Annotated in this window: 17 protein-coding genes; all 17 read left to right on the top strand. The window is 42.5% G+C overall.

All coding sequences use genetic code 11. From position 1 onward, the window contains the following. Nucleotides 1-136 precede the first annotated feature (136 nt). The 17 genes from P2W76_RS06615 (at nucleotide 137) to P2W76_RS06535 (ending at nucleotide 21,310) form a co-directional block, all read left to right on the top strand. Nucleotides 137-2,008, top strand: coding sequence for a dihydrodipicolinate synthase family protein (locus P2W76_RS06615; protein ID WP_276346851.1), 1,872 nt, complete (start codon nucleotides 137-139; stop codon nucleotides 2,006-2,008). A 196-nt stretch (nucleotides 2,009-2,204) separates the two neighbouring features. After that, on the top strand, nucleotides 2,205-5,384 hold the full coding sequence (locus P2W76_RS06610) for a TonB-dependent receptor (RefSeq protein ID WP_276346850.1): 3,180 nt from the start codon (nucleotides 2,205-2,207) through the stop codon (nucleotides 5,382-5,384). Nucleotides 5,385-5,432: 48 nt separating this feature from the next. After that, a complete protein-coding gene (locus tag P2W76_RS06605) occupies nucleotides 5,433-6,926 on the top strand; it encodes a RagB/SusD family nutrient uptake outer membrane protein (RefSeq protein ID WP_276346849.1) in 1,494 nt (497 codons plus the stop codon). A gap of 105 nt (nucleotides 6,927-7,031) precedes the next feature. Further along, entirely contained in the window at nucleotides 7,032-8,210 is a 1,179-nt protein-coding gene (locus P2W76_RS06600) for a sialidase family protein (RefSeq protein ID WP_276346847.1), read from the top strand. Nucleotides 8,211-8,382: 172 nt separating this feature from the next. Further along, complete coding sequence (locus P2W76_RS06595; RefSeq protein WP_276346846.1) at nucleotides 8,383-9,480, top strand: sialidase family protein; 1,098 nt, start codon at nucleotides 8,383-8,385, stop codon at nucleotides 9,478-9,480. A 91-nt stretch (nucleotides 9,481-9,571) separates the two neighbouring features. Then, nucleotides 9,572-10,813, top strand: a complete 1,242-nt coding sequence (locus P2W76_RS06590) for a sialidase family protein (protein WP_276346844.1) — start codon at nucleotides 9,572-9,574, stop codon at nucleotides 10,811-10,813. A 12-nt stretch (nucleotides 10,814-10,825) separates the two neighbouring features. Further along, nucleotides 10,826-11,995 carry a sialidase family protein gene (locus P2W76_RS06585; protein WP_276346842.1) on the top strand — a complete coding sequence of 390 codons (1,170 nt, stop codon included), beginning with the start codon at nucleotides 10,826-10,828 and terminating at the stop codon, nucleotides 11,993-11,995. 6 nt (nucleotides 11,996-12,001) lie between these two features. Further along, nucleotides 12,002-12,928, top strand: a complete 927-nt coding sequence (locus tag P2W76_RS06580) for a hypothetical protein (protein ID WP_276346841.1) — start codon at nucleotides 12,002-12,004, stop codon at nucleotides 12,926-12,928. 165 nt (nucleotides 12,929-13,093) lie between these two features. Next, nucleotides 13,094-14,206, top strand: a complete 1,113-nt coding sequence (locus P2W76_RS06575) for a sialidase family protein (protein ID WP_276346839.1) — start codon at nucleotides 13,094-13,096, stop codon at nucleotides 14,204-14,206. A 44-nt stretch (nucleotides 14,207-14,250) separates the two neighbouring features. Next, complete coding sequence (locus P2W76_RS06570) at nucleotides 14,251-15,066, top strand: SGNH/GDSL hydrolase family protein (RefSeq protein ID WP_276346838.1); 816 nt, start codon at nucleotides 14,251-14,253, stop codon at nucleotides 15,064-15,066. Nucleotides 15,067-15,111: 45 nt separating this feature from the next. Continuing rightward, nucleotides 15,112-16,047, top strand: coding sequence for a M14 family metallopeptidase (locus P2W76_RS06565; RefSeq protein WP_276346836.1), 936 nt, complete (start codon nucleotides 15,112-15,114; stop codon nucleotides 16,045-16,047). Further along, nucleotides 16,040-16,855, top strand: a complete 816-nt coding sequence (locus P2W76_RS06560) for an SDR family oxidoreductase (RefSeq protein ID WP_276346834.1) — start codon at nucleotides 16,040-16,042, stop codon at nucleotides 16,853-16,855. The genes P2W76_RS06565 and P2W76_RS06560 overlap by 8 nt, the downstream gene beginning before the upstream one ends. Beyond that, the gene (locus P2W76_RS06555) at nucleotides 16,852-17,964 is read left to right on the top strand and encodes a pyridoxal-phosphate dependent enzyme (RefSeq protein WP_276346833.1); all 1,113 of its coding nucleotides are present in this window, start codon (nucleotides 16,852-16,854) and stop codon (nucleotides 17,962-17,964) included. The genes P2W76_RS06560 and P2W76_RS06555 overlap by 4 nt, the downstream gene beginning before the upstream one ends. Nucleotides 17,965-17,967: 3 nt before the next feature. Next, nucleotides 17,968-18,885 carry a dihydrodipicolinate synthase family protein gene (locus P2W76_RS06550; RefSeq protein ID WP_276346832.1) on the top strand — a complete coding sequence of 306 codons (918 nt, stop codon included), beginning with the start codon at nucleotides 17,968-17,970 and terminating at the stop codon, nucleotides 18,883-18,885. A 79-nt stretch (nucleotides 18,886-18,964) separates the two neighbouring features. Further along, nucleotides 18,965-19,348, top strand: coding sequence for a RidA family protein (locus P2W76_RS06545; protein ID WP_276346830.1), 384 nt, complete (start codon nucleotides 18,965-18,967; stop codon nucleotides 19,346-19,348). A gap of 74 nt (nucleotides 19,349-19,422) precedes the next feature. Beyond that, nucleotides 19,423-20,247 carry an SMP-30/gluconolactonase/LRE family protein gene (locus P2W76_RS06540; protein ID WP_276346828.1) on the top strand — a complete coding sequence of 275 codons (825 nt, stop codon included), beginning with the start codon at nucleotides 19,423-19,425 and terminating at the stop codon, nucleotides 20,245-20,247. A gap of 31 nt (nucleotides 20,248-20,278) precedes the next feature. Further along, a complete protein-coding gene (locus tag P2W76_RS06535) occupies nucleotides 20,279-21,310 on the top strand; it encodes a hypothetical protein (RefSeq protein ID WP_276346827.1) in 1,032 nt (343 codons plus the stop codon). The last annotated feature ends 4 nt before the right edge of the window (nucleotides 21,311-21,314 follow it).

Here is a 21,314-nt window from a genome sequence, read left to right as displayed (position 1 = left end):
CCTGCAGCAACCGCTATACCCTAAATATTAATCATTGATTTTGACCACCAGCGCCTGTCGTATGAAACAAATAATGATAACGCAGAAAAGGGGCAACATGAACAAGCTTGCCGGGAAATGTCGTTTAACTATCTGTATGCTGATAATATTACAGTCAGCATGGACCGTGGATTCAAAAGCCCAGGGTACGTCTGTCACGACTCGAAAACTTCTTACTCCAGTGGAGTTCAGGGAAAAATTAAAAGGTCCGATCCTTTCCTTTCCTACGCCTTTTACCGAGACTTACGAGATTGACTTCAAAGGAATAGAGGATATGATCAAACCGGCTCTGGCTTATGGCTGCGGAGTAGTAACACTCACGTCAGGCAATTCCAAATATAATCTTTTGTCATATGAGGAGATCAGGGAGTTAACAAGTTTTGTGGCTAAGGCTGTCGACGGAAAAGCCTTAACCATCGCATCAACAGGTGCATGGGACAGGGAAGATGTGATGGATTATGTACGGTATGCTGAGTTACTGGGTTACAGTGCAGTTCAGGTTTCGAGGCCAAAAGATCTTCCAAACACTGCCAGTACTGAAGACGTCGTTAAATTTTATCAGGATGTTGCGAAGGAAACGAAACTGGGCATTATATTGCATGGATTTTATTCTGTAGAGCTGCTCACAGAACTCGTGAAGAATAAATCGATTGTCGCCATGAAGGAAGATGTTGACTATCCATATTATGTCAGCAGGCAAATCCTGTTTGGCGACAGGCTTGCAATTTTTGGAGGAGGTAACGATGGAAGGTACCTTCAGGGTTATCCCTACGGTTCCCCGGCTTATTATAGTACACTATATACGTACGCACCTGCAATCGGGCAAAAATTCTGGCAGGCAATGCAGAAAAACGATGTGAGAACTGCGACGGAAATTATACTGAAATATGATGTGCCTTTTATGGAGAAGTTTTCCTTTGCTCTTTGGAGTACTGCAATTGAATATTTCGGCGGACCTAAACGATTTATCAGACCTAAACCAGAGACACTGGCAGAGCCTGAACTAAGAAATATGCGTGAAACCTTTTCAAAGATGGGATTGAGTCCGAATATGAAATACACCACTACAGTAACAAAAGGTGTATCACTGGACGAGAACCTGGCACGGGGGGGCCATATAGGAGGCAAAATAGAGGGGAAGGTTATAGTAGCTGGAGGTAATACGTGGAGCAAAGACAAGATTACGAAGACCTGGCTGAAGGATGCAGTGCTTTTTAATCAGGATAAATGGATATCCGGACCAGCATTACCACACCCGGTGGCTTATTCCATGTATGCTTCAGATGATAGCGGAGTTTACTTCGCGGGGGGTACAGATGATGGGAAGATTGCTTTTGGAGACGCTTACCGGCTCAATTCATTGAAGGAAGGATGGAAACCGCTGCCTAAATTGCCCCTAGCGTTACACTCGGGTGCAGGAGCAATTATTAATCACAAATTCTATGTCGCCGGTGGATCCGCGGATGGGGTGAGCACGGCTAAAATGTTCGTTCTTGATTTGAAGAATACTAAAGAACTCTGGCGCGAAGTCGAACCCATTCCCGGCGTAGCCAGAATACTCCCATCGCTGGTATCCAATGGGAAATATCTTTATTTGCTGGGCGGTTCATCAGAGGGCCTGGCACTGAGCGATGCGTATCGCTACGATCCTGAAGCGAATACATGGACAAAGCTTGCTGATCTGCCTTTTAAAGGTTATGCCTGGACTAGCCAGCGTATTGATGATGATCATCTTATCATCACAGGAAGGGCTGACAATAGCAAACCGATTAACGTACATAAAGACGTTTGGGTGTTAAGTTTGAATGATATGTCAATGATTAAGACGGGAGAATTAATTACTCCATCCGCTACCGCTCCGCTCATACGGGTTAATGATAAGCAATGGTGGTTGGTAAGCGGAGAGCCTGATTCCAGAAAGAACCGTACGGAGCGGGTTTCTGTTATTGATTTGGAGGTGATCCGATAGGTACGCTCTTAATTTGCCTGCCTTGCTTTTTAATATTTCTACCTGGTTCTGTCTGAAATAAATTTCAAATCCTTTCCTTCCTTGTAGTTACGGATAAATATGTCCTACATTTTTTCATTTTTATTTGCATAAAAGAAAATATTGTTTAGTATTGTAATATGTAAGACTTATTAATGAACTATTAAACCACATTGTTATGAAGAAAATTTTACTTTATTCTGTTTCCTTTTTGATGCTCTGTGCTTTTGAAGGATTTGCACAAACCATCATTACAGGTACTGTCAAAGATCGAAGTGGTGAAACTCTCCCCGGAGTTAGTGTTAAATTAAAGGGCACTTCGATAGGTGCAAATACGAACACAACAGGTAGTTATTCGATACCAGTTTCCGATGGCAATGGTGTTTTGATTTTTTCATTTATTGGGATGCAAAACCAGGAGGTTGAAATCTCTGGAAGAAAAGTAATTGACGTTACGCTTTTAGCAAGTTTAGAGAGTTTACAAGAAGTAGTAGTTATAGGTTATGGGTCTCAATCAAGAGAAACAATTACCACGTCGGTCTCAAAGCTTGATACTAAAGTACTTGCTAATGTTCCATTTTCAAATGTAGCTTCAGCATTGCAAGGTACTCTTTCCGGCGTTAGGGTTCAAACTACTTCAGGTATGCCGGGATCAGGCCCCCGCATAATCATAAGGGGTGGCACTTCTATAAACAATCCCGATGGTGCGGGACCCTTATATGTCGTAGATGGGGTTATCAGAAGCAATATTAATACAATTGACCAGTCTGATGTTGAATCTTTGCAGGTTCTTAAGGACGCCGCTGCGACTTCAATTTATGGAGCCCGTGCTTCCAATGGAGTAGTTATTATTACTACTAAATCTGGAAAATCAGGGAAAGCTGTAATTGATTATAAATATGATCTGACAATTTCCGACAATGTTGAAGAGTACGATCTTCTTAGTGCGAGAGATTACATACAGTTTCAAAGATTAGGAATTTATCGTTCTGCAACTTGGGGAAATAAGCCGGCTCAATTGGCGATCCTTTCTTCAGCCAGCAGCGCCGGAACTGGCAATGATCTTACGAAAAATACAGCGTATACTACACAGTATCTTAATGCTCAGAATCAGCATAAATTGAATGAAGGATGGCAGAGCATGCCTGATCCTATCGATCCAACCAAAACGATTATTTTTGATGATTTTGATTTTCAGAATAATATATATCGTACCGGAATATCAGGAAACCATAGCATAAGCGCGTCAGGTGGAACAGATAAGGGTTCTTTCAGTGCGGGACTAGGATACCTTAATAATGATGGAATTGTTATTACGACAAATTTCAAAAGACTTAATGGACATATAAACGGCGACTTTAATATCAAAGACAATTTAAAGGTTTTCGGACGTTTGATATATTCAAACAGCCAGGATAATAATCCGACTTCAGAGGCTACATTTGGAAGGTCGATAGGATTACCACCAACAGCAAAATATAAATTTGAAGATGGTACCCTGGCTCCAGGCGCAAGCTCAAGCCTGGGGAACAGCGAGTATCTTTTAAATACTGTAGACCGGAGAAATGTTGGCGATGATCTGACAGTTGCCTTTGGGGCGCAATGGAAAATATTGCCTGGTCTTACGTTCGACCCTCAGGTGTCGCTGTGGCAGGTGACTGGTGATGCGAGGAGTTTTCAAAGGGCATTCTGGAATGGTCCCTTATCCTATGTTACCACCCGGGCCGCCAGCAGTTCAAATTCAAAAAGTTTGCAAAAGCAGGCGGATGGAGTCTTTACCTATATCAAATCATTAAAAGATGACCATAATTTTGAAGCTAAAGCCGGGTTCTCTTATTATAGTACATTCTCAAGCAGTTTAAGTGGTAATGGGCGGGATGCAGCCACAGATTTAATCCCAACATTAAACGCGTCAGCGTTGCCGGTATCTATAAGCAGCGCCGAAAGTGAACAGCTGATTTTTGGGTATTTCGGGAGAATCAATTATGACTTTAAGCAAAAATATCTTCTTTCCGTTAACGCGAGATACGATGGTGCATCCAATCTGGGAGAAGCGTATAAATGGGGGCTATTTCCTGGTATTTCTTTGGGATGGAATGTGCATAAAGAGAGATTCTGGAGTGGTTTGCCAGAGAACTTGTTGAAGTTAAAGCTGAGAGCAAGCTATGGCGTAAATGGTAATATAAGCGGCCTCGGGCCGTATACTGCACAAGGCCAGTATAATGTTGGAGTCAGGTATGGAGGATCTGCCGCGGTACAGAATACGGTAATTGCTAACAGTGAGCTTCAGTGGGAGCAGTCCAAAACGCTTGATTTCGGACTGGACCTGGGGGTATTTAATAATAGAGTTAATGTTGTATTTGACGTTTACCGTCGCGTAACTGATAACCTGCTTGCCAGTTTGAGCATGCCTCATTCCACAGGATTTTCCAGCACACTGACGAATGCAGGAAGTTTAGAGAACAAGGGAGTAGAGCTTGAACTTAATACCAGGATTATGCCCGGTACATCTAACTTCCAATGGGATCTTGGGTTTAACGTTGCAAGAGTTTCTAACAAAATACTTAAGCTTCCTTATAACGGAATTAAAAATAACCGGATCGGCGGAGTAGAAGTTTGGGATTCCAAAACCAATTCTTACGTGTGGAAAGGCGGACTACAGGAGGGGGGTACTATGGGTGATTATTATACCTATAACATGCTGGGAGTTTATGCTACTGATGCAGAAGCTGCTAACGCGCCGCTGGATAATTTAACTCCTATTGCTGATAAAAAGGTATATGGAGGTGATGCTATCATTGCAGATCTGGATGGGAATAAAATATTGGATACCCGCGACCAAGTTTACGCAGGAAACATGTATCCAAAATGGACAGGTGGCTTCTCCAATTCATTTAGCTATAAAAATATGGGTCTTTATATAAGGACGGATTTTACAGCGGGCCAGACAATTTTCAATTACACTAACCTGACTATGATTGCTCAGTTACAGGGTGATAACGGACTTTCCAAAGAATTACTGCAGTCATGGCAGAAGCCAGGTGATGTGTCAGAACTACCCGTATTTGTTTATGCGGATCAGCAAGTCCGTAATAAGTTATACAGAGGAGCTGCCGGGACTACAAGATTTTATGAAAAAGGTGATTTTTTGGCCATTCGTGAGCTGACATTTACTTACGATGTACCTAAAGCTCTATTGCAGAAAGCTAAAATTTCTGCTCTAAGATTTAACGTAACAGGGCATAACTTACACTATTTCACTAAATACTCAGGATTGAATCCTGAATACGGTGGCCAGGATAATGGCAGATACCCTATTCCCAGGAATATCATTTTTGGTCTAAACGTTACTCTCTAACTAGCGAAGCCAATCAACATATTAATACAGCTTTTAAATATTATAGTTATGAAAAAATTACATAAAGCCCTCACGTTATTTTTGGTGATTATCTTATCGGTCAGTTCTTGTACGGATGATCTAAACTTAGAACCTATAAGCCAGATATCGGCCGCTTCTTACTGGAAAACCGAGAATGATGCGAATGGGGCAATAACAGGAATGTACGCGAGATTTCGTCCACAAACAGCAAACTTGTTCCTGTTGGGCGACATTAGAAGTAACACTTTTGGCCCTAGTGTGGGCGGAGAACCCGTTAATCAGGGACCTTTATATAGAAATACCTTGAACGCATCGTCACAGCTGCCGACTTGGTTAGGTTTATACACGGTAATTCACGATGCAAATTTAATTTTGAAATACGTTCCTGGTATTACATTTTCATCTGAAGCGAACAAAAAAAATATTCTGGCCCAGGCTTACACGATGCGCGCATTCTGTTATTTTGTTATGGCCAGAACATGGGGCGGGGTTCCAATTGTGGATACTCCAACCGAGGGTTATTCAGAATCCAGCCAGCGGGAAAGAGCTACCATAGAACAACTATTCAGCTTCATTAAAAAAGATTTAGATGCCGCTATACCTCTTTTTCCTAATAACACTTTTCCTACGGGCAGATTCATTTGGTCAAAACCAGCGGCAAATGCCGTAAAAGCGGAGGTTTATTTATGGACAGGCAAAAGAATGAACGGCGGAAATGCGGATTTTACAACAGCATTGACTGCATTGAATGACATTGAAACCAGTGATGTTTCCTTACTGGCCAATTTTGCCAGCATATTCGACTACACGAATAAAGGTAACAAAGAAATTATTTTTGCAGTAAGGTATATGGATCAGGAATCAGGAGAGTCATTTCCATATGATCAAAGTTTCTTACATCCGCAATCGCTTCCGAATAGCAGTGATTTGGATCCTGCAACCAGGCCAATTGTAACGGGAGGAAGGGGGTACTCCTACATGCAGGTAATGCCCCATGTCCGGAGCCAGTTTAGCGATTTAGATCAACGGAAAAATGCAACATTTAAGGAGATCTATGTATATAACGGTGGTTACCCATCGGGGGTAAAAAGCTATTATACTACTATACAAACCAAGTATGATGGGGTGCTTATCGCAGGTCAAAGATGGTGGTATGATGATTATGTAATTTATAGATATGGCGATATTCTATTGATGAAGGCTGAAGCAAAAAATGCTTTAGGCCAGGATCCATCTGTTGAAGTTAATAAGGTCAGACAGCGGGCTTACGGAACCAATTACTCTCAGTTTGTTTTTGCCAATGGTTCTAAAGATCAAAACGATGCAGAAATACTTAAAGAGCGCTTGTTGGAAACCGCTTTTGAAGGCCACTACTGGTGGGATTTACTGAGGTTTGGAAAGGCATTTGAGTTGGTGCCTTCGCTTCAAACCCAGTTGGGAAAGAATCATTTATTGTTATTTCCAATAGCGCAGTCGACGTTAAGCGTAGAGCCTAAAGTCATACAAAATCCGGGGTACTAGGAGTAATAATTCGCTAAAGTGATTTGAGTTAATTCAACCGCCGGGTAGATTCCATAAACTAAAAAGCCTATGGAAGCTTCCTCGCCATAAAACAAATTATATTTCATGAAAACGATATCTTCTTATAAAGATTGGCGGAATCGGTCCGGTTTTGCTAATAGTCTCAAAATATCCGGCCTTATTACTATGCCTGTTTGTTTGCTGTTATTATTTCTTCAAGTGGGTTTCACAAATAAGGCGGCCAATCCGGGGAAAGAAATTGTACTTAGGCTGGAACCAGGGCCTGACAACCCGCGGAATAGCGAGGGAGACTTTATCAATTTAAAGAGCGGCCGTATACTGTTCATTTACAGCCGCTATTTTGGTTCGCAAGGAGGTGACCATTCACCAGCTTATCTGGCGTCAAGGTTTTCGGATGATGGCGGGAGTACGTGGAGTTCTGAGGACGTGAAAGTTGTCGAAAGAGAAGGTACCATGAATGTGATGTCCGTTTCATTGCTTAGATTGAAAAATGGAAAAATAGCTCTGTTCTATTTAAAGAAAAATTCAGAGACTGACTGCATACCAATGGTTAGATTCTCAAGCGATGAAGCAAAAACATGGAGTGAGCCGGTGGCCTGTATTACTGACAAACAAGGTTATTTTGTTTTGAATAATAACCGTGTAATTCAATTGAGTAACGGCAGGCTATTAATGGCGGTAAACCTGTATAACATTGCAGAGGGATCGGGTCTGAATAAAGGAAGCTTATGGAGTTACTATTCGGATGACAATGGACTTACCTGGAAATCGGGTGTAGAAGTTCCTAATCCTGAAAAATTTTTAACACAGGAGCCCGGGATCGTAGAATTAAAGAACAAGGACGTTTTAATGATAATACGGTCGGATGCAGGAGCTCAGTGTATATCTTATTCAAAGGATAAAGGTGTAACATGGTCATCGGTTAAGCCAAGTAATATTAAATCCCCGGTTTCGCCTGCATCTATAGAAAGAATTCCGACAACAGGCGACCTGCTTCTTGTCTGGAATAATAATGGCGGTGATGATCCGGCGATAAAAGGCAAACGGACCCCACTTACTGTTGCAATCTCCAGGGACGAAGGTAAAACGTGGCAAAACGTCAAAAATGTTGAGAGCGATCCGGATGGCTGGTATTGCTACATAGCTATACATTTCACCGGCAAAGACGTTTTATTGGGACACTGTGCTGGTAACCGGCCAAAGGGGACGGGTTTGGCCGTCACGCAAATTACAAAGCTTAATCTTGACTGGATTTATAATTAATCGAACATGCAGTTAAGTAAAAAAAGTGGTAGCCTCTTTCAACTACCTTATATGATGAAAATATCATTCATCTGCCGGACTGAATTCTACGCTGGTGATGGAGCTGGTCATGGACCAGCGCGCATTTCCGGTAAATATCAGCAAATGGTTCTATAAATAGCATCCGGGAATAATGAGAATAGTTGGCTTGTATTTGTTGATGCTCTTTGCCTTAGGTTGTAAGAGTAGATCGGTGAACATTGGTAATGAAGAACGTCAGGGCAAAAAAAAGGTACTTCAACTTCTTCCGGGAATAAGCAATTCACGAAATAGTGAAGGAGACTTTATTACTTTAAAGAATGGCAAGATTCTTTTTATCTATAGCCATTTTTCAAGTCCCTCCGGCAGCGATTTTGGAAGCGCCTACCTGGCAAGCCGCTATTCAGACGATATGGGAAAAACATGGAGCACCGAAGATCAGCTTGTAGTGGAACAGGAGGGTGATGTAAACGTTATGTCAGTTTCCTTGATCAGGTTGAAAAACGGCAGTATTGGATTATTCTACTTAAGAAAAAACTCTCAGGAAGATTGTGTGCCAATGATGCGGGTTTCAAATGATGAGGCGAAAACCTGGAGTACTCCTGTTCCATGTATAATTGATAAGAAAGGATATTTTGCAATGAACAACAACAGGGTAATTCAGTTGAAAAACGGAAGGCTCCTTATGCCGGTTGCTTTACATGGAACACTACATGGGAAATGGCAGGAGAAGGCAACCATTTATGCTTATTTTTCTGATGATAATGGCATTAGTTGGACATCCAGTGAAGCGGTACCTAATAATTCCGATATTATTACCCAGGAACCAGGCGTAGTTGAATTAAAAGATGGTACAATTATGATGTTTATCAGGGCGAGCGGCGGGGTGCAGCAATTATCGTTTTCTAAGGACAGAGGTAAAACATGGAGCCATATTAAACCAAGCGAAATAAAATCTCCGGTTGCTCCGGCTTCAATTACCAGAATACCATCTACCGGAGATTTATTATTAGCATGGAATAATAATGGCGCCGATCAGAAACGCACACCGTTAAGTATTGCTATATCTCGAGATGAGGGTGTAACATGGGAAAGGACCAAAGATCTTGAAAATGACCCTGCAGGTTCTTTTTGTTACACGGCAATTCATTTTACCCGAAAGAACGTATTGTTTGGATTTTGGAACCGGGCCGATAAGAATAAATCATCTTCAGATGTAGTAAGGGTGAATATCGATTGGATTTACAAATAGTTTAAATAAAATGCTGATCCGTCGGAAAAGCTCGGGGAGCTAGACTCACAGTAAATGAGCATATAGAACAAATAAAATGCAAAAAAAATCCATGAAACGGTCAGTCTTATTAGCCTCTGTACTAGTTATTTCAGTAACAGTTTTTTACGGATTCTACCGGGAGCCTGTGAATAAATTAGAACGGCTTCAATTTCGTGTTCAGACTGATGTGGCTCACCAGGAGCTTAATAAAAACTTTTCCTGGTTTCACCCGCGTGCTGCTGCAATTCCGGGATTTGGAAAGCGCGGAAATCCGGCGGTTATTATGACTATTCAGAAACATTTGAACGTAAGTGATTACTATTCAGGGATGTATTATATGAGGACAGATGATCTTGGGAAAAACTGGTCTGCCCCTGTTGAGATACCACAACTTAAATGGCAATACGAACCGGACGGTACGACAGTGAGTGTTGCCGATGTCACTCCGGGTTGGCATGATAAAACGGGTAAGCTTATTGCTATTGGAATTAAAGTGAGGTATAGCAAACAGGGAAAGCAATTGCTTGACAAGCCGCGTTCCCATGACGCAGCATACGCCATTTTTGATCCGGTGACCAATTTATGGACGCCCTGGAAAATGATTAATGATGTACCTGACGCTAATTCTAAGTTCTTTCTTGTTAATCCCGGATGCGTTCAGTGGCTTGTCAAGCCCGATGGGAAAATTCTCCTCCCAATCTATTTCAGCGGACCTGAATTGGGTGAATCTTCTGTTACAGTGCTCGAATGCTCATTCGACGGTACTACCTTATCCTACCTGCAACATGGTGATGAGATGACCGTAATGGGCGGTAGAGGTCTTGGAGAGCCCTCGCTTGTACTATTTAAAGGAACGTATTACCTCACTATGAGGAACAACTTTAAAGCTTATGTGGCTACAAGTAAAGATGGGTTGCACTGGAGCCCATATAAGCCATGGACGTTTGATGACGGAAGCGACCTTGGCAGCTACAATACGCAAGCTCACTGGTTGGTGCATAGTGGTGGATTATTTCTTTCATATACCAGGAGAGGTGCACAGAATGATCACATTGCACGCAACCGGGCTCCCTTATTCGTGGCACAAGTCGACCCGGTAAAATTAAATGTAATTCGGGCTACCGAACAGGTGCTGATGCCTGAAAGGGGTGTTATGCTAGGTAATTTTGGAGCTTCTGCGATAACACAAAGTGAATCATGGGTGACAGATGCTGAGTACATGGTTGGGGATAAACCTCATCCGCGCGGCGCTAACGGTACCGTCTGGGCGGCCCGCGTCATCTGGTCAAAAAAGAATAAACTAGTGAAATAAATAATTAAAAGTATGGATCTTAAATTGACAATCTTCAAGACATTTCGGGCCTCAATTATTCTATTGGCTCTCGTAACTACTTCACATTTTGTTTCAGCACAATCATCTGCAAGCCGCAGCAAACTCAGCTCCAAGGGTTATTGGATTCACGACAAGGCGGAGGAAATTCCCGGATTGAAAACAGGGCCGTTTGTCCGATTGGGTAATGGAGATCTTCTAACTGTTGAAGGAAATAAAAGTTGCATTAGTAAGGACGAGGGCAAAACCTGGGCCGAATATCCCATTTTTGCTGATGCCGACCGGTTTGATATCCGGATTGAAAGGGCGTTGATCCGTACCAAAGATGGAGTTATTATACTGGCCTTTGCAAATGATAAAGAAAAGGCTAATTGGAACTGGCAAAATGACATTGCAGATTCGCCGGGTGCAACAATACCAACTTATGCAGTCAGAAGTCTGGATGATGGAAAGACATGGCAGGCTCCCCAAAAGCTCCATGATGAGTGGACAGGGGCAACCCGTGATATTATAGAGACGAAGGATGGCAATGTTGTGATTAGCACCATGATGATGCGCCATAATCCGGGCCACCACACGGTTTTAACGTATACTTCAAAGACAAATGGTCTGAGCTGGATTCGTTCGAATATCATTGATCTTGGCGGTGTAGGCCATCATAGCGGCGTTACTGAAGCGACTATTGAGCAACTCCGTGATGGCCGTATATGGATGCTAATGCGTACAAATTGGGGAGTATTCTGGGAAGCTTTTTCAGAAAATGAAGGCTTAACCTGGAAAAATTTTAAACCCACCAAAATTGATGCTAGTTCCGCACCCGGCTTACTCCAAAGGCTTAAAAGTGGTCGCCTGGTACTTGTCTGGAATCGTGCTTATCCGGAAGGTAAAAAGACATACCCATTAAGCGGCGGCGATGGTATATCTTCTGAAGTTGCTCATAGTAATAACCGTGAAGAGTTGTCGATCATGTTTTCTGATGATGATGGCAAGACCTGGACTAAGCCAACGGTTATAGCTGGGATTACAGAAAAAAGTAAAATTAGGAATTTAGCATATCCGCGTGTGTTTGAAGCAAGACCCGGAGAGATATGGGTAACTACAACGTATGCAGGGTTTGCTGGTGAGCTAAGTATAAAATTGCATGAAAAAGACTTTTTAAACTAGAATATTATGAATAAGAAAACTGTAAAAGGTAGTCTGCGGACTATTTCTAATGAGATTCCCTTAAGTTTAGAAGAAAAAACAGACGCTTCGCGACGGACTTTTATCAGAACTACCGGCCTGATAGTAGCATCAGGTGTACTCGGTGCGTCTGCCTCGGTGTCGGGCATGAATGAAGCCGGTCTGAGGGCAGAAGATATGGATCAATCGAAATGCATTGATTATGGTAAGTCCTTTTTATGCAATACTGGAAAGTATAACTCTGCCAGAATGTGGATTGAAAGCAGGACAACTATAACCGATACAAAATCCGGGAAACATGTTGTTTATTATCAGGGAGCCTCCTGTAAAAGTGAGAATACTTTTGGTGAAAAGGATTTGTTCTATAGCGATAACTACGACTTTCTCCCTGTTTTCGGAGCAGGTAAAGTATTGGTTTTTCGTCGTCATGCGGATAAGCGGGGAGACAGATATCGCTCTGTAAAAAAAATGGAAGGAATGTGGGGAGGTAATCCTGTAATATACACACCAGTTCCTGAGGTAATTACCGAACTCAACACATTTGAAAAAATACGTGACGCTACCGCTGCAGGAATTCCAATCGTTACACAAACCGAACTCAAAAATGATGAAACCGGACTTCGTGCGGTCATTGAAGCTCCTTGTAAGACGATGAATATTAACCATGCCAGAAAGCTGTATCAGGTTGATACGGGACCTATTGTCTATCCGGATCTGTCAAAAATATACGATGAACAAATTGACAGTCTGAGTTTGGCATTTATAGCCTTTAATCAAGATCATTTTGCTGATTTTGTCATAGAGGCTCCAACACCGATCACAAAAGACGGTAAAATGATTTCAACGGTTTATCATTATTCCAAAATAGTAACGATTCAGGCAACGAACAGAATATTTGCCCTAGGGAAAGTATAAGGTAAAGTTCAAATGGCTTACGTTCTTGAAATACGGATCCCGTCTTATTGAGCAGCCAAGACATATTAGGGAGGTATGCTTTACGGGCGTTAAATTCCAAATCAGAAACCAGGTCTTAAATCGATTTATAAGTAAACGCTGAGAAATAGCTAATAATTGAAATACATGATGTCTAAAAAGATCAACCTAATTTTCCTGACAGTAATGATAGCCGCATTATCCGGCTGTAACGTGCTTTCAACGAGCAATAAGGAACCCTCGAAAAGTGCAGTTCTCAGACTTAATCCTGGAGAAAATAACCCCAGAAACAGTGAGGGTGACTTTATTACTTTAAAAGATGGCAGGATCCTGTTTATCTATAGCCATTTTTCAGGCAAATCAGGCAGTGATTTTGGGAACGGGTATCTGGCAAGCCGCTATTCAGGCGATAAGGGGAAAACATGGAGCACTGAAGATCAGCTTGTAGTAGAGCAGGAGGGCACTATGAATGTAATGTCCGTATCACTGCTCAGGCTGAATAACGGTTCGATCGCCTTGTTTTATGCACGAAAGAATTCTGAAGAAGATTGTATGCCGATGATGCGGATTTCAACAGATGAAGCGCGAACCTGGAGTGATCCGGTTTCATGTATTACCGATAAGCAGGGGTATTTTGTACTGAATAATAATCGGGTGGTTCAGTTGAAAAGCGGAAGGCTTCTTATGCCGGTTGCGATGCACAAAACAAGCCAGGGAAAATGGCAGGATAAGGCAATTATATATAACTATTATTCGGATAATAATGGTGCATCCTGGACCTGCAGCAAGGCTGTTCCTAATACGACAGATATTATTACCCAGGAGCCCGGTGTTGTAGAGTTAAACAACGGTACCGTTATGATGTTTATTCGGGCCAGTGGTGGGGTTCAGCAGTTGTCATATTCTAAAGATAAAGGCGAGACATGGAGTCATATCGAACCGAGTAACATTAACTCGCCTCTTTCTCCAGCATCTATCGCGCGGGTTCCATCTACAGGTGATTTAGTAATGGTGTGGAACAACAACGCCCGGGATCAAAAGCGGACGCCCTTTAATATTGGTATTTCAAAGGATGAAGGGCGAACCTGGGGAAATATTAAAACTCTTGAAGATGATCCCGATGGCTGGTACTGCTATACCGCCATCCACTTTACAAAAAAAGACATTTTACTTGGCCATTGTGCTGGAAATCGTCCCAAAGGCACAGGACTGGCAGTTACACAAATTACAAAGCTTAGCCTGGATTTTATCTATAAATAACCTTAGGCCAATATATTGGTGAAAAAGCAAATAATAGAGGGGATATGAATTCAAACCAAACCAAATATTCAAGAAGAAAATTTCTTTACGGATCTGTTTTTTCGGTAGCAATTCCATTTGTATTACCTTCTTTCCTGACGCTACTGACGGAGGATCAAAAAAATAGTATAGCGGATCTTTCTGACAGAGACAAGATCACAGATCTTTTAAAAAAGAAGGACCCGCTCAAATGGGTATTGACCGGTGACAGTATTACAGCGGGTGTTAAGCACACGCATGGCTACCGGTCGTACCCCGAGGTATTTTCTGAGCGATTAAGGTGGGAAATGAAGCGCAGCCGTGATCATATTATTAATACCGGCATAAGCGGAAACACCACGCGAAACCTTATGGAAGATTTTGACTGGAGAGTAAAGCAATATAAGCCTTCGGTGGTCTCGTTGATGTTTGGGACGAATGATTGCGCCGATGGCCGGAATATAAGCTTAGAGTTATTTAAGACAAACCTGGATTCTTTAGTTAGCGGTATAAGGGCTTTAGGCGCTATTCCCATCTTACAAACACCAAATCTAATTATTACAGACAAAGCTCCCGAAAGATCGAGCCTGCATAAATATGTGGAAGCTATAAAAAGTGTTGCAGAAGAACAGAAGGTAATCCTCGTGGATAACTGGGAATATTGGAAACAGGCTATAGCAAAAACTTCTCAAGCCAAAGTTTTTAAGGAATGGCTGAATGATCCCCTGCATCCAAATGGGTCGGGCCACACAGAGATTGCAAGATTAATGTTTAAGGAGCTGGGCATCTTTAATGCGAGTGATCCTACAGGCGGTGGCCCTTATTACGAAGGGGAACATTAGTGTTTAAGGTTGCATTCGGACAGGAGATTAATTTATCAATGATAAGTGGAAGACAACAAACTAGTAAAATTTTATCGTGTAGATAGCGGCAAAGCCGGACCAAGAGTCCTGTTGACGGCAGGAGTACATGGTGATGAATATGAGCCGATGCTAGCTGCTATGCAATTAGTTAATGAAGTGCCCGGACTATTGAAATCTGGCAGCGTAACCATTGTTCCTTTAACTAATGAAACTGCTTATGTTAATGGCATAAGATATGGCGAAGACGGATTGGATCTTGCCCGGATATGTCCCGGCAAATCTGATGGCACAATAACCGAGAGAGTTGCCTCAGAGATCAGTGCCCTTATTAAGGAATCAGATTATTTTATAGACATGCACACGGGTGGACCAGCTTTTGAAATATACCCCTTAGCCGGATATGTATTACATCCCTCACCTGAAATTCTCGAAAAGCAGCAGGAAATGGCGCTGGCTTTCAATTTGCCTCTAGTTTGGGGAACTGATTATCGGCCTGATGGAAGAACTCTTTCTGTTGCGAGAGATGCAAACATTCCTGCAATATACCTGGAATTTGGAGGAGGGACAGGATTTCGAATGCAAGTTGTTAATGCTTATAAAACGGGTTTTATGCGATTGTTGAACTATTTGAATATGCTTAACGGACCGGCTGGATCAGATAGCTTTGTAGATAAGTACTGGATTGAGGATCACCGGCAGGATAGCGGTTATTTACAGGGTAAAATGCCCTCTCCTGTGGATGGAATATTCGTTGCCGAAGTAAAAATTGGAGATAAGATCAAAGCCGGCGAATTATTCGGAAAGGTTGTCGAGTCTTTTTCCGGTAAACAGATTGATATGTATGCAGATATAGATGGTTTGGTTTTTCTGTTGAGGGCAATGGTAAAAGTTAAGCCCGGTGATGCTTTAGGTGGGATACTGCCGATAGGATCTTTAAACGAAAGGGTGATTTATGAATAATAATAAAGTTGCTATAATAACAGGCGCATCCAAAGGTATTGGTCGAAGTACAGCTTTGAAATTTGCGTCGAATAACTACCATGTAACATTAGTTGGAAGAGACCGCGAAGAACTGGAACAGCTCAGAGCCGAAATTGAACAGGGCAACAGGCTGGAGGCTCTGGTTTGTGATGGTGATCTGGCTAACGAGGAATTTTTAGAGCAGATTATTGAAAATACCGTGCAGAAATGGGGGAGAATAGATGTGCTCATCAATAATGCAGCCTGGAGAACCATTCAAACCATGCGATCTATATCGCTCGGGAACTGGGAAAAGACGATAAAAGTATGCTTAACAGCTCCTGCCTTTTTAGCGAAATATGCTGCTGCTGTGATGGAAGAAAGGAGGATTGCAGGTGTTATTGTCAACGTTTCCAGCGTGATGTCTCAGCGGGCGGGAGGAACAAGTCCCGCTTATATAGTATGTAAGGGTGGAATTGAAAGCCTCACTTATGAATTGGCTGCGTTATACGGACCGAAGAATATTAGGGTGATTTCAGTAAACCCCGGGAATATAAAAACAGACTTAAGCAGTGATTACACCGACGGAGAAGGAAATAATATCAGTGCCCGATTGGGAGAACACATGAACGATAATACGCCACTTAAACGGGCGGGTATTTCAGAAGAGATAGCTAATGTATCTTACTGGCTTTCAACCGAAGAAGCCTCCTTTATAACCGGAACAACTATCGTGGTAGATGGCGGCTTCTCTCATAATTTTAATGCATATACAATGAAAAAACTTCAATACCCGGAAGAATTTTGAAAGGGATCTGGAAATACAGTCACTTACTGCCTCAAATCGAGGATAATTGTAAGATAACACTTGGTGAGGGCGAGACGCCATTAGTCCGGTCCCGGAGACTAGGGCCGGCAATGGGCCTTGATAATTTATATTTCAAACTTGAAATGGTTAACCCTTCGGGTTCATATAAAGACAGGTTTGCTGCAAGTGCGGTGTCTGACCTGCTTCAGCAGAAAATGCGATTCTGTCTCGCTACTTCAAGCGGAAACACGGGTGCAGCGCTGGCAGCCTATTGCGCAGCTGCGGACATCAAATGCTTTCTCACAGTTGTTGACGGTGCGCCCGCTGGCAAAATGAAACAGATGCAGGTTTATGGCTGTGAAACATTAATGGTCAAAGATTTTGGGAAGAACGGGGATGTTACTAAGGCTGTAATGGCAGATCTGCAGAAGACAGCGGAAAGCTTTGGAACGGCTGTTCAGATCAGCGCTTACCAATACAGCCCTGTTGGAATGGCTGGCGTACAAACCATAGCCTATGAAATTGCTGAAAATATGCTCAATACAACTGACCATGTATTTTCCCCGGCCGGAGGAGGGGGATTGACCCTGGCAGTTGTGAAAGGCTTTAATAAATGGCAAGATGCTACACCAGGCTACCGGGTACCAAAGGTACACTGCGTTCAGCCGGTAGGTAACGACACCATTTCCGGGGCGCTTAGGAAGGGTTTTGCAAACGCTGAGGAAATTACTGCGAGCACCACCGCCATCAGTGGTTTGCAAGTGCCCAGCGTACTTGACGGCAATGACGTGATTACTATGTGCAGGGCTGCAAAGGGTACCGGATATACTGTAGCCGATGAGTTAATTTACCAAAGTCAGCAGGAACTGGCAACTCAGGAGGGTATTTTTTGCGAGCCAGCTGGTGCCGTCGCTCTCGCGGGTTTGAAGAACGCCCTGGCCAACAATGAAATAAATGAAAATGATACTATCGTTTGCCTGGTTACAGGCCATGGCTTTAAGGATGCGGTTTCAGCAGATAATATCTCAATTGGTGCCGTCAATTATTACTTTATGGACGGTGCAGAATCTTTTGAATATATAAATTCCAGAATAAACACAATACTATAGCAAATGAAAGATAAATTTCAAGGTCTTTGGCCTGCAATGTTAACTCCCGTGTCCGAAAATGGGGAACCTGCTTTTGATCAGTTAGAGAAATTAGTGGAGTTACTGATCGGCCAGAATTTGGATGGTTTATACATACTTGGTTCTACCGGCCAGGGTGTCCTTTTTACGGAAGAACAGAGAAAAAAAGTCACTGAAGTGGTTAGCGAAGTTACAGCTGGAAGGGTTCCTGTAATTGTCCAGGTCGGTTCCTTAACAACGGATGAGTCGGTTCGGTTAGCTAAACACGCAAAAACATGTAAAGTCGACGGTATATCTTCTGTCGGGCCAATCTATTTCTCTGGAAATACAGAATCTGCATTAGAGCATTACAAAAATATTGCAATAGCAACTGATCTGCCCTTTTTTCCCTATCAGCTGGGGGATAATTCTATGGGAGATACTACAGCTTTCGTTAAAAAAGTAATGCAAATTCCCAATGTTGCCGGGATGAAGCTAACTACTAACCAGTTATTGGAGATCAGTCTGATCCATAATTATGCCGGGGATAAGTTGAAGTTATTCAGCGGTTCCGATGAATTGTTCTGTCACGCATCACTTTGTGGTACTGTAGGTGCCATTGGTACATTTTACAATTTATGGGGAGTTGAATGTAAGCTTGTACAGAACGCCTTTACAAATGGCGACTATGCGCTTGCTAAAGAATTTATGCTGGCATTTCAGAAAACTATCCAATTGGTACTGCCAAACATCTGGCCATTTTTGCGAAAGGCCATGTTATTGAAGTACAATATAGATATAGGTCGTACAAAAGCTCCCCTGGGTAATACGCAATCCAATTGGGATGAGCAGACTGTGATCGATATTATGGAAACACTGGAGGTAATAACAGCACAAAGATCACAAGAAATAAAAGTGTCGTAAAGACTTTGGCCGTGCAGATAAATATACGGTCAAACGTTTTGATCAAATGAAATCAGGAATACTAAATTAATATACAATAATGCTTAATAAGAAAATAATTACAGGAAAGGACCTTCCGGTCAGCCACCTCCCATTTTCACCTGCGCTGCAATGTGGCGACTATGTTTTCGTTTCTGGCCAGGCCTCGGTGGATAAGACGGGAAATATTGTTGTAGGCACGTTTGAAGAAGAATGCAGAAGGTCATTTGAAAATCTGAAACTCATACTTGAGGCAGGCGGACTCGGTTTCGAACATGTTGTTCAGGTACGTAATTATGTAGGAAAGCAGGAATACCTGGCGGAATTTAACCGGATTTATAAAGAGTTCTTTAGCGAACCATATCCTGCAAGGACGACGTTGATAGGCTGTCTGGGCGACCTCCTTAAGTTTGAGGTAGATGTCGTAGCATACTGCGGGAAATAATAACCAGTGATGGTTAGAATTTTATTACGCGAACAGGCGTAAACGAATGTTTCCTTTTGAAGATATTGATCTGTATGAATGAAAGTAGAACTATCATAAGGGAGCAAATTGCGGACCTGCAATTTTATACTGAAGGGCCTGTTGCCGATCGTCAGGGGAACTTTTATTGCACAACTCTTTCCGGAGGCAGTATCTTGAAAATTGATCGGGATAATGGGATTTCTATATGGGCTGAATCGCCGTGTCCAAACGGTCAGATTATATTGCGTGATGGGGATCATCTTGTATGCGATGTTGCATTATTGGCGATAAGGCGCTTTAGTTCAGAAGGAAGGTTTTTAAGGAATGAGATCGAAGGTTTCTGTTCTGACCAGCCCGTTTATGCGCCAAATGATCTGATTGCGGATGCCGATGGGGGTGTTTATTTTACGGATTCGAAAAGATATGAAGGAAAAGTATGCTTTCTTGGGATAAACGGAGAACAGAAAATTGTTGCCAATGGTCTGGATTATCCCAATGGCCTGGTATTATCATCAGACGGAAAATCGCTTTACGTGGCTGAAAGCTATAAAAACCGGATTCTAATAATAAAGTTAAAAGCGCCAGGTTTAGCGGATGGCGATTTCCAATTGCATGCAAATTTGCCTCGCCATTCTTCAGGAAAAGAGCAGGATAACCTTCCGGATGGGTTAGCCCTGAATAGCCGTGGCGAATTGTTGGTAGCTCATTATGGAATGGGAGCGATTCAGGTGATTTCCGATAGAGGAGAAACAGTATCCTCAATAGATACCGGCATGCCTCTTACCAGTAATTTGTGCCTCATAGATGAGCAGACATTAATAGTGACCGGTGGATACGGAGAGCCTGGTCCGGGAGCAATATTTAAAATCAGATGGTAGGAGCATTCAATATGTATTTCACAGTTAGACGATGATAGACGCAATAAAATCACCTGCGAAGAATTCTTTGGCCTTCACTCATATATCTTCCTTGCCCGGCGAAGGTTGGGCGGGCATGTACGCAGGTGAAAGCCGGGAAATGCTCTTTTGCTTCGGAGGCGTAAACTTTCCGGATAAACTTCCGTGGGAAGACGGTAAAAAGAAATGGTACGATGAGATTTACATGCTTCGGAAAGAAGGAGACTGGGTGAAATTAACCGAGAAACTACCTTTCCCACTGGCTTACGGAGTATCGGTATCGTATAAAGACAAAATTATTATTATCGGTGGCAACAATGAATCCGGTTATTCGGCCAAGGTACTTGTATATAGCTGGAACGGCCAGGGATTGGATTCAACAAATTTGCCTGATCTTCCCTTACCGATTGCTAATATGGCCGGAACTCTGGTTAACAATGTCATTATAATTGCCGGTGGAAATAATTCACAGACTGGTAAGGCTACAAAAAAATGTTACCTGCTGGATCTTGAAAATATTTCCGAAGGGTGGTCTCAGTTGCCTTCCTGGCCGGGCAGCGAACGTCTGTTGCCAATGTGTGCTTCACATAATGGAAAATTTTACTTGTTTGGAGGCGAAACAGTCAGGTTAAATACACTAAATAGATATCATAGACATATACTTGATGATGCTTATAGTCTTATCCCATATAAATCTAACGGAGTATGGACCGGGATATGGCGTTCGGTAACTCCCATGCCAAAGGGAATATCTGCCGCAGGTAGCCCTTTGCCAGTACTCGAGAGCGGGAAGATCGTCTTCTGGGGCGGAGTAGATCCGTTGACTGCTTTGTATACGGACCCCGTTGCGCATCCCGGGATTTCACAAGACGTGCTTTTATATACTATCGATACAGATTCATGGGATTATGTGGGAAGAGAAGTGGGTATAACAGCAAGAGTTACCTTGCCGGTTGTATGCTGGGACAATCGCTGGATTTATATCAGTGGTGAGGTAAAGCCCGGAGTCAGAACCAATACTATTTATCAAATAAGCGAGCAATAACCAC

The organism is Daejeonella sp. JGW-45 (genome assembly GCF_029360805.1).
Taxonomy (GTDB): Bacteria; Bacteroidota; Bacteroidia; order Sphingobacteriales; family Sphingobacteriaceae; genus Daejeonella.
This window is presented reverse-complemented; position numbering and strand designations above follow the sequence as displayed.

Excerpts from the sequence above, each read along its gene's own strand:
- P2W76_RS06615 (WP_276346851.1), top strand. The coding sequence starts at position 137 with ATGCTGATAATATTACAGTCAGCATGGACCGTGGATTCAAAAGCCCAG.
- P2W76_RS06610 (WP_276346850.1), top strand. The coding sequence starts at position 2,205 with ATGAAGAAAATTTTACTTTATTCTGTTTCCTTTTTGATGCTCTGTGCT.
- P2W76_RS06605 (WP_276346849.1), top strand. The coding sequence starts at position 5,433 with ATGAAAAAATTACATAAAGCCCTCACGTTATTTTTGGTGATTATCTTA.
- P2W76_RS06600 (WP_276346847.1), top strand. The coding sequence starts at position 7,032 with ATGAAAACGATATCTTCTTATAAAGATTGGCGGAATCGGTCCGGTTTT.
- P2W76_RS06595 (WP_276346846.1), top strand. The coding sequence starts at position 8,383 with ATGAGAATAGTTGGCTTGTATTTGTTGATGCTCTTTGCCTTAGGTTGT.
- P2W76_RS06590 (WP_276346844.1), top strand. The coding sequence starts at position 9,572 with ATGAAACGGTCAGTCTTATTAGCCTCTGTACTAGTTATTTCAGTAACA.
- P2W76_RS06585 (WP_276346842.1), top strand. The coding sequence starts at position 10,826 with ATGGATCTTAAATTGACAATCTTCAAGACATTTCGGGCCTCAATTATT.
- P2W76_RS06580 (WP_276346841.1), top strand. The coding sequence starts at position 12,002 with ATGAATAAGAAAACTGTAAAAGGTAGTCTGCGGACTATTTCTAATGAG.
- P2W76_RS06575 (WP_276346839.1), top strand. The coding sequence starts at position 13,094 with ATGATGTCTAAAAAGATCAACCTAATTTTCCTGACAGTAATGATAGCC.
- P2W76_RS06570 (WP_276346838.1), top strand. The coding sequence starts at position 14,251 with ATGAATTCAAACCAAACCAAATATTCAAGAAGAAAATTTCTTTACGGA.
- P2W76_RS06560 (WP_276346834.1), top strand. The coding sequence starts at position 16,040 with ATGAATAATAATAAAGTTGCTATAATAACAGGCGCATCCAAAGGTATT.
- P2W76_RS06550 (WP_276346832.1), top strand. The coding sequence starts at position 17,968 with ATGAAAGATAAATTTCAAGGTCTTTGGCCTGCAATGTTAACTCCCGTG.
- P2W76_RS06545 (WP_276346830.1), top strand. The coding sequence starts at position 18,965 with ATGCTTAATAAGAAAATAATTACAGGAAAGGACCTTCCGGTCAGCCAC.
- P2W76_RS06540 (WP_276346828.1), top strand. The coding sequence starts at position 19,423 with ATGAATGAAAGTAGAACTATCATAAGGGAGCAAATTGCGGACCTGCAA.
- P2W76_RS06535 (WP_276346827.1), top strand. The coding sequence starts at position 20,279 with ATGATAGACGCAATAAAATCACCTGCGAAGAATTCTTTGGCCTTCACT.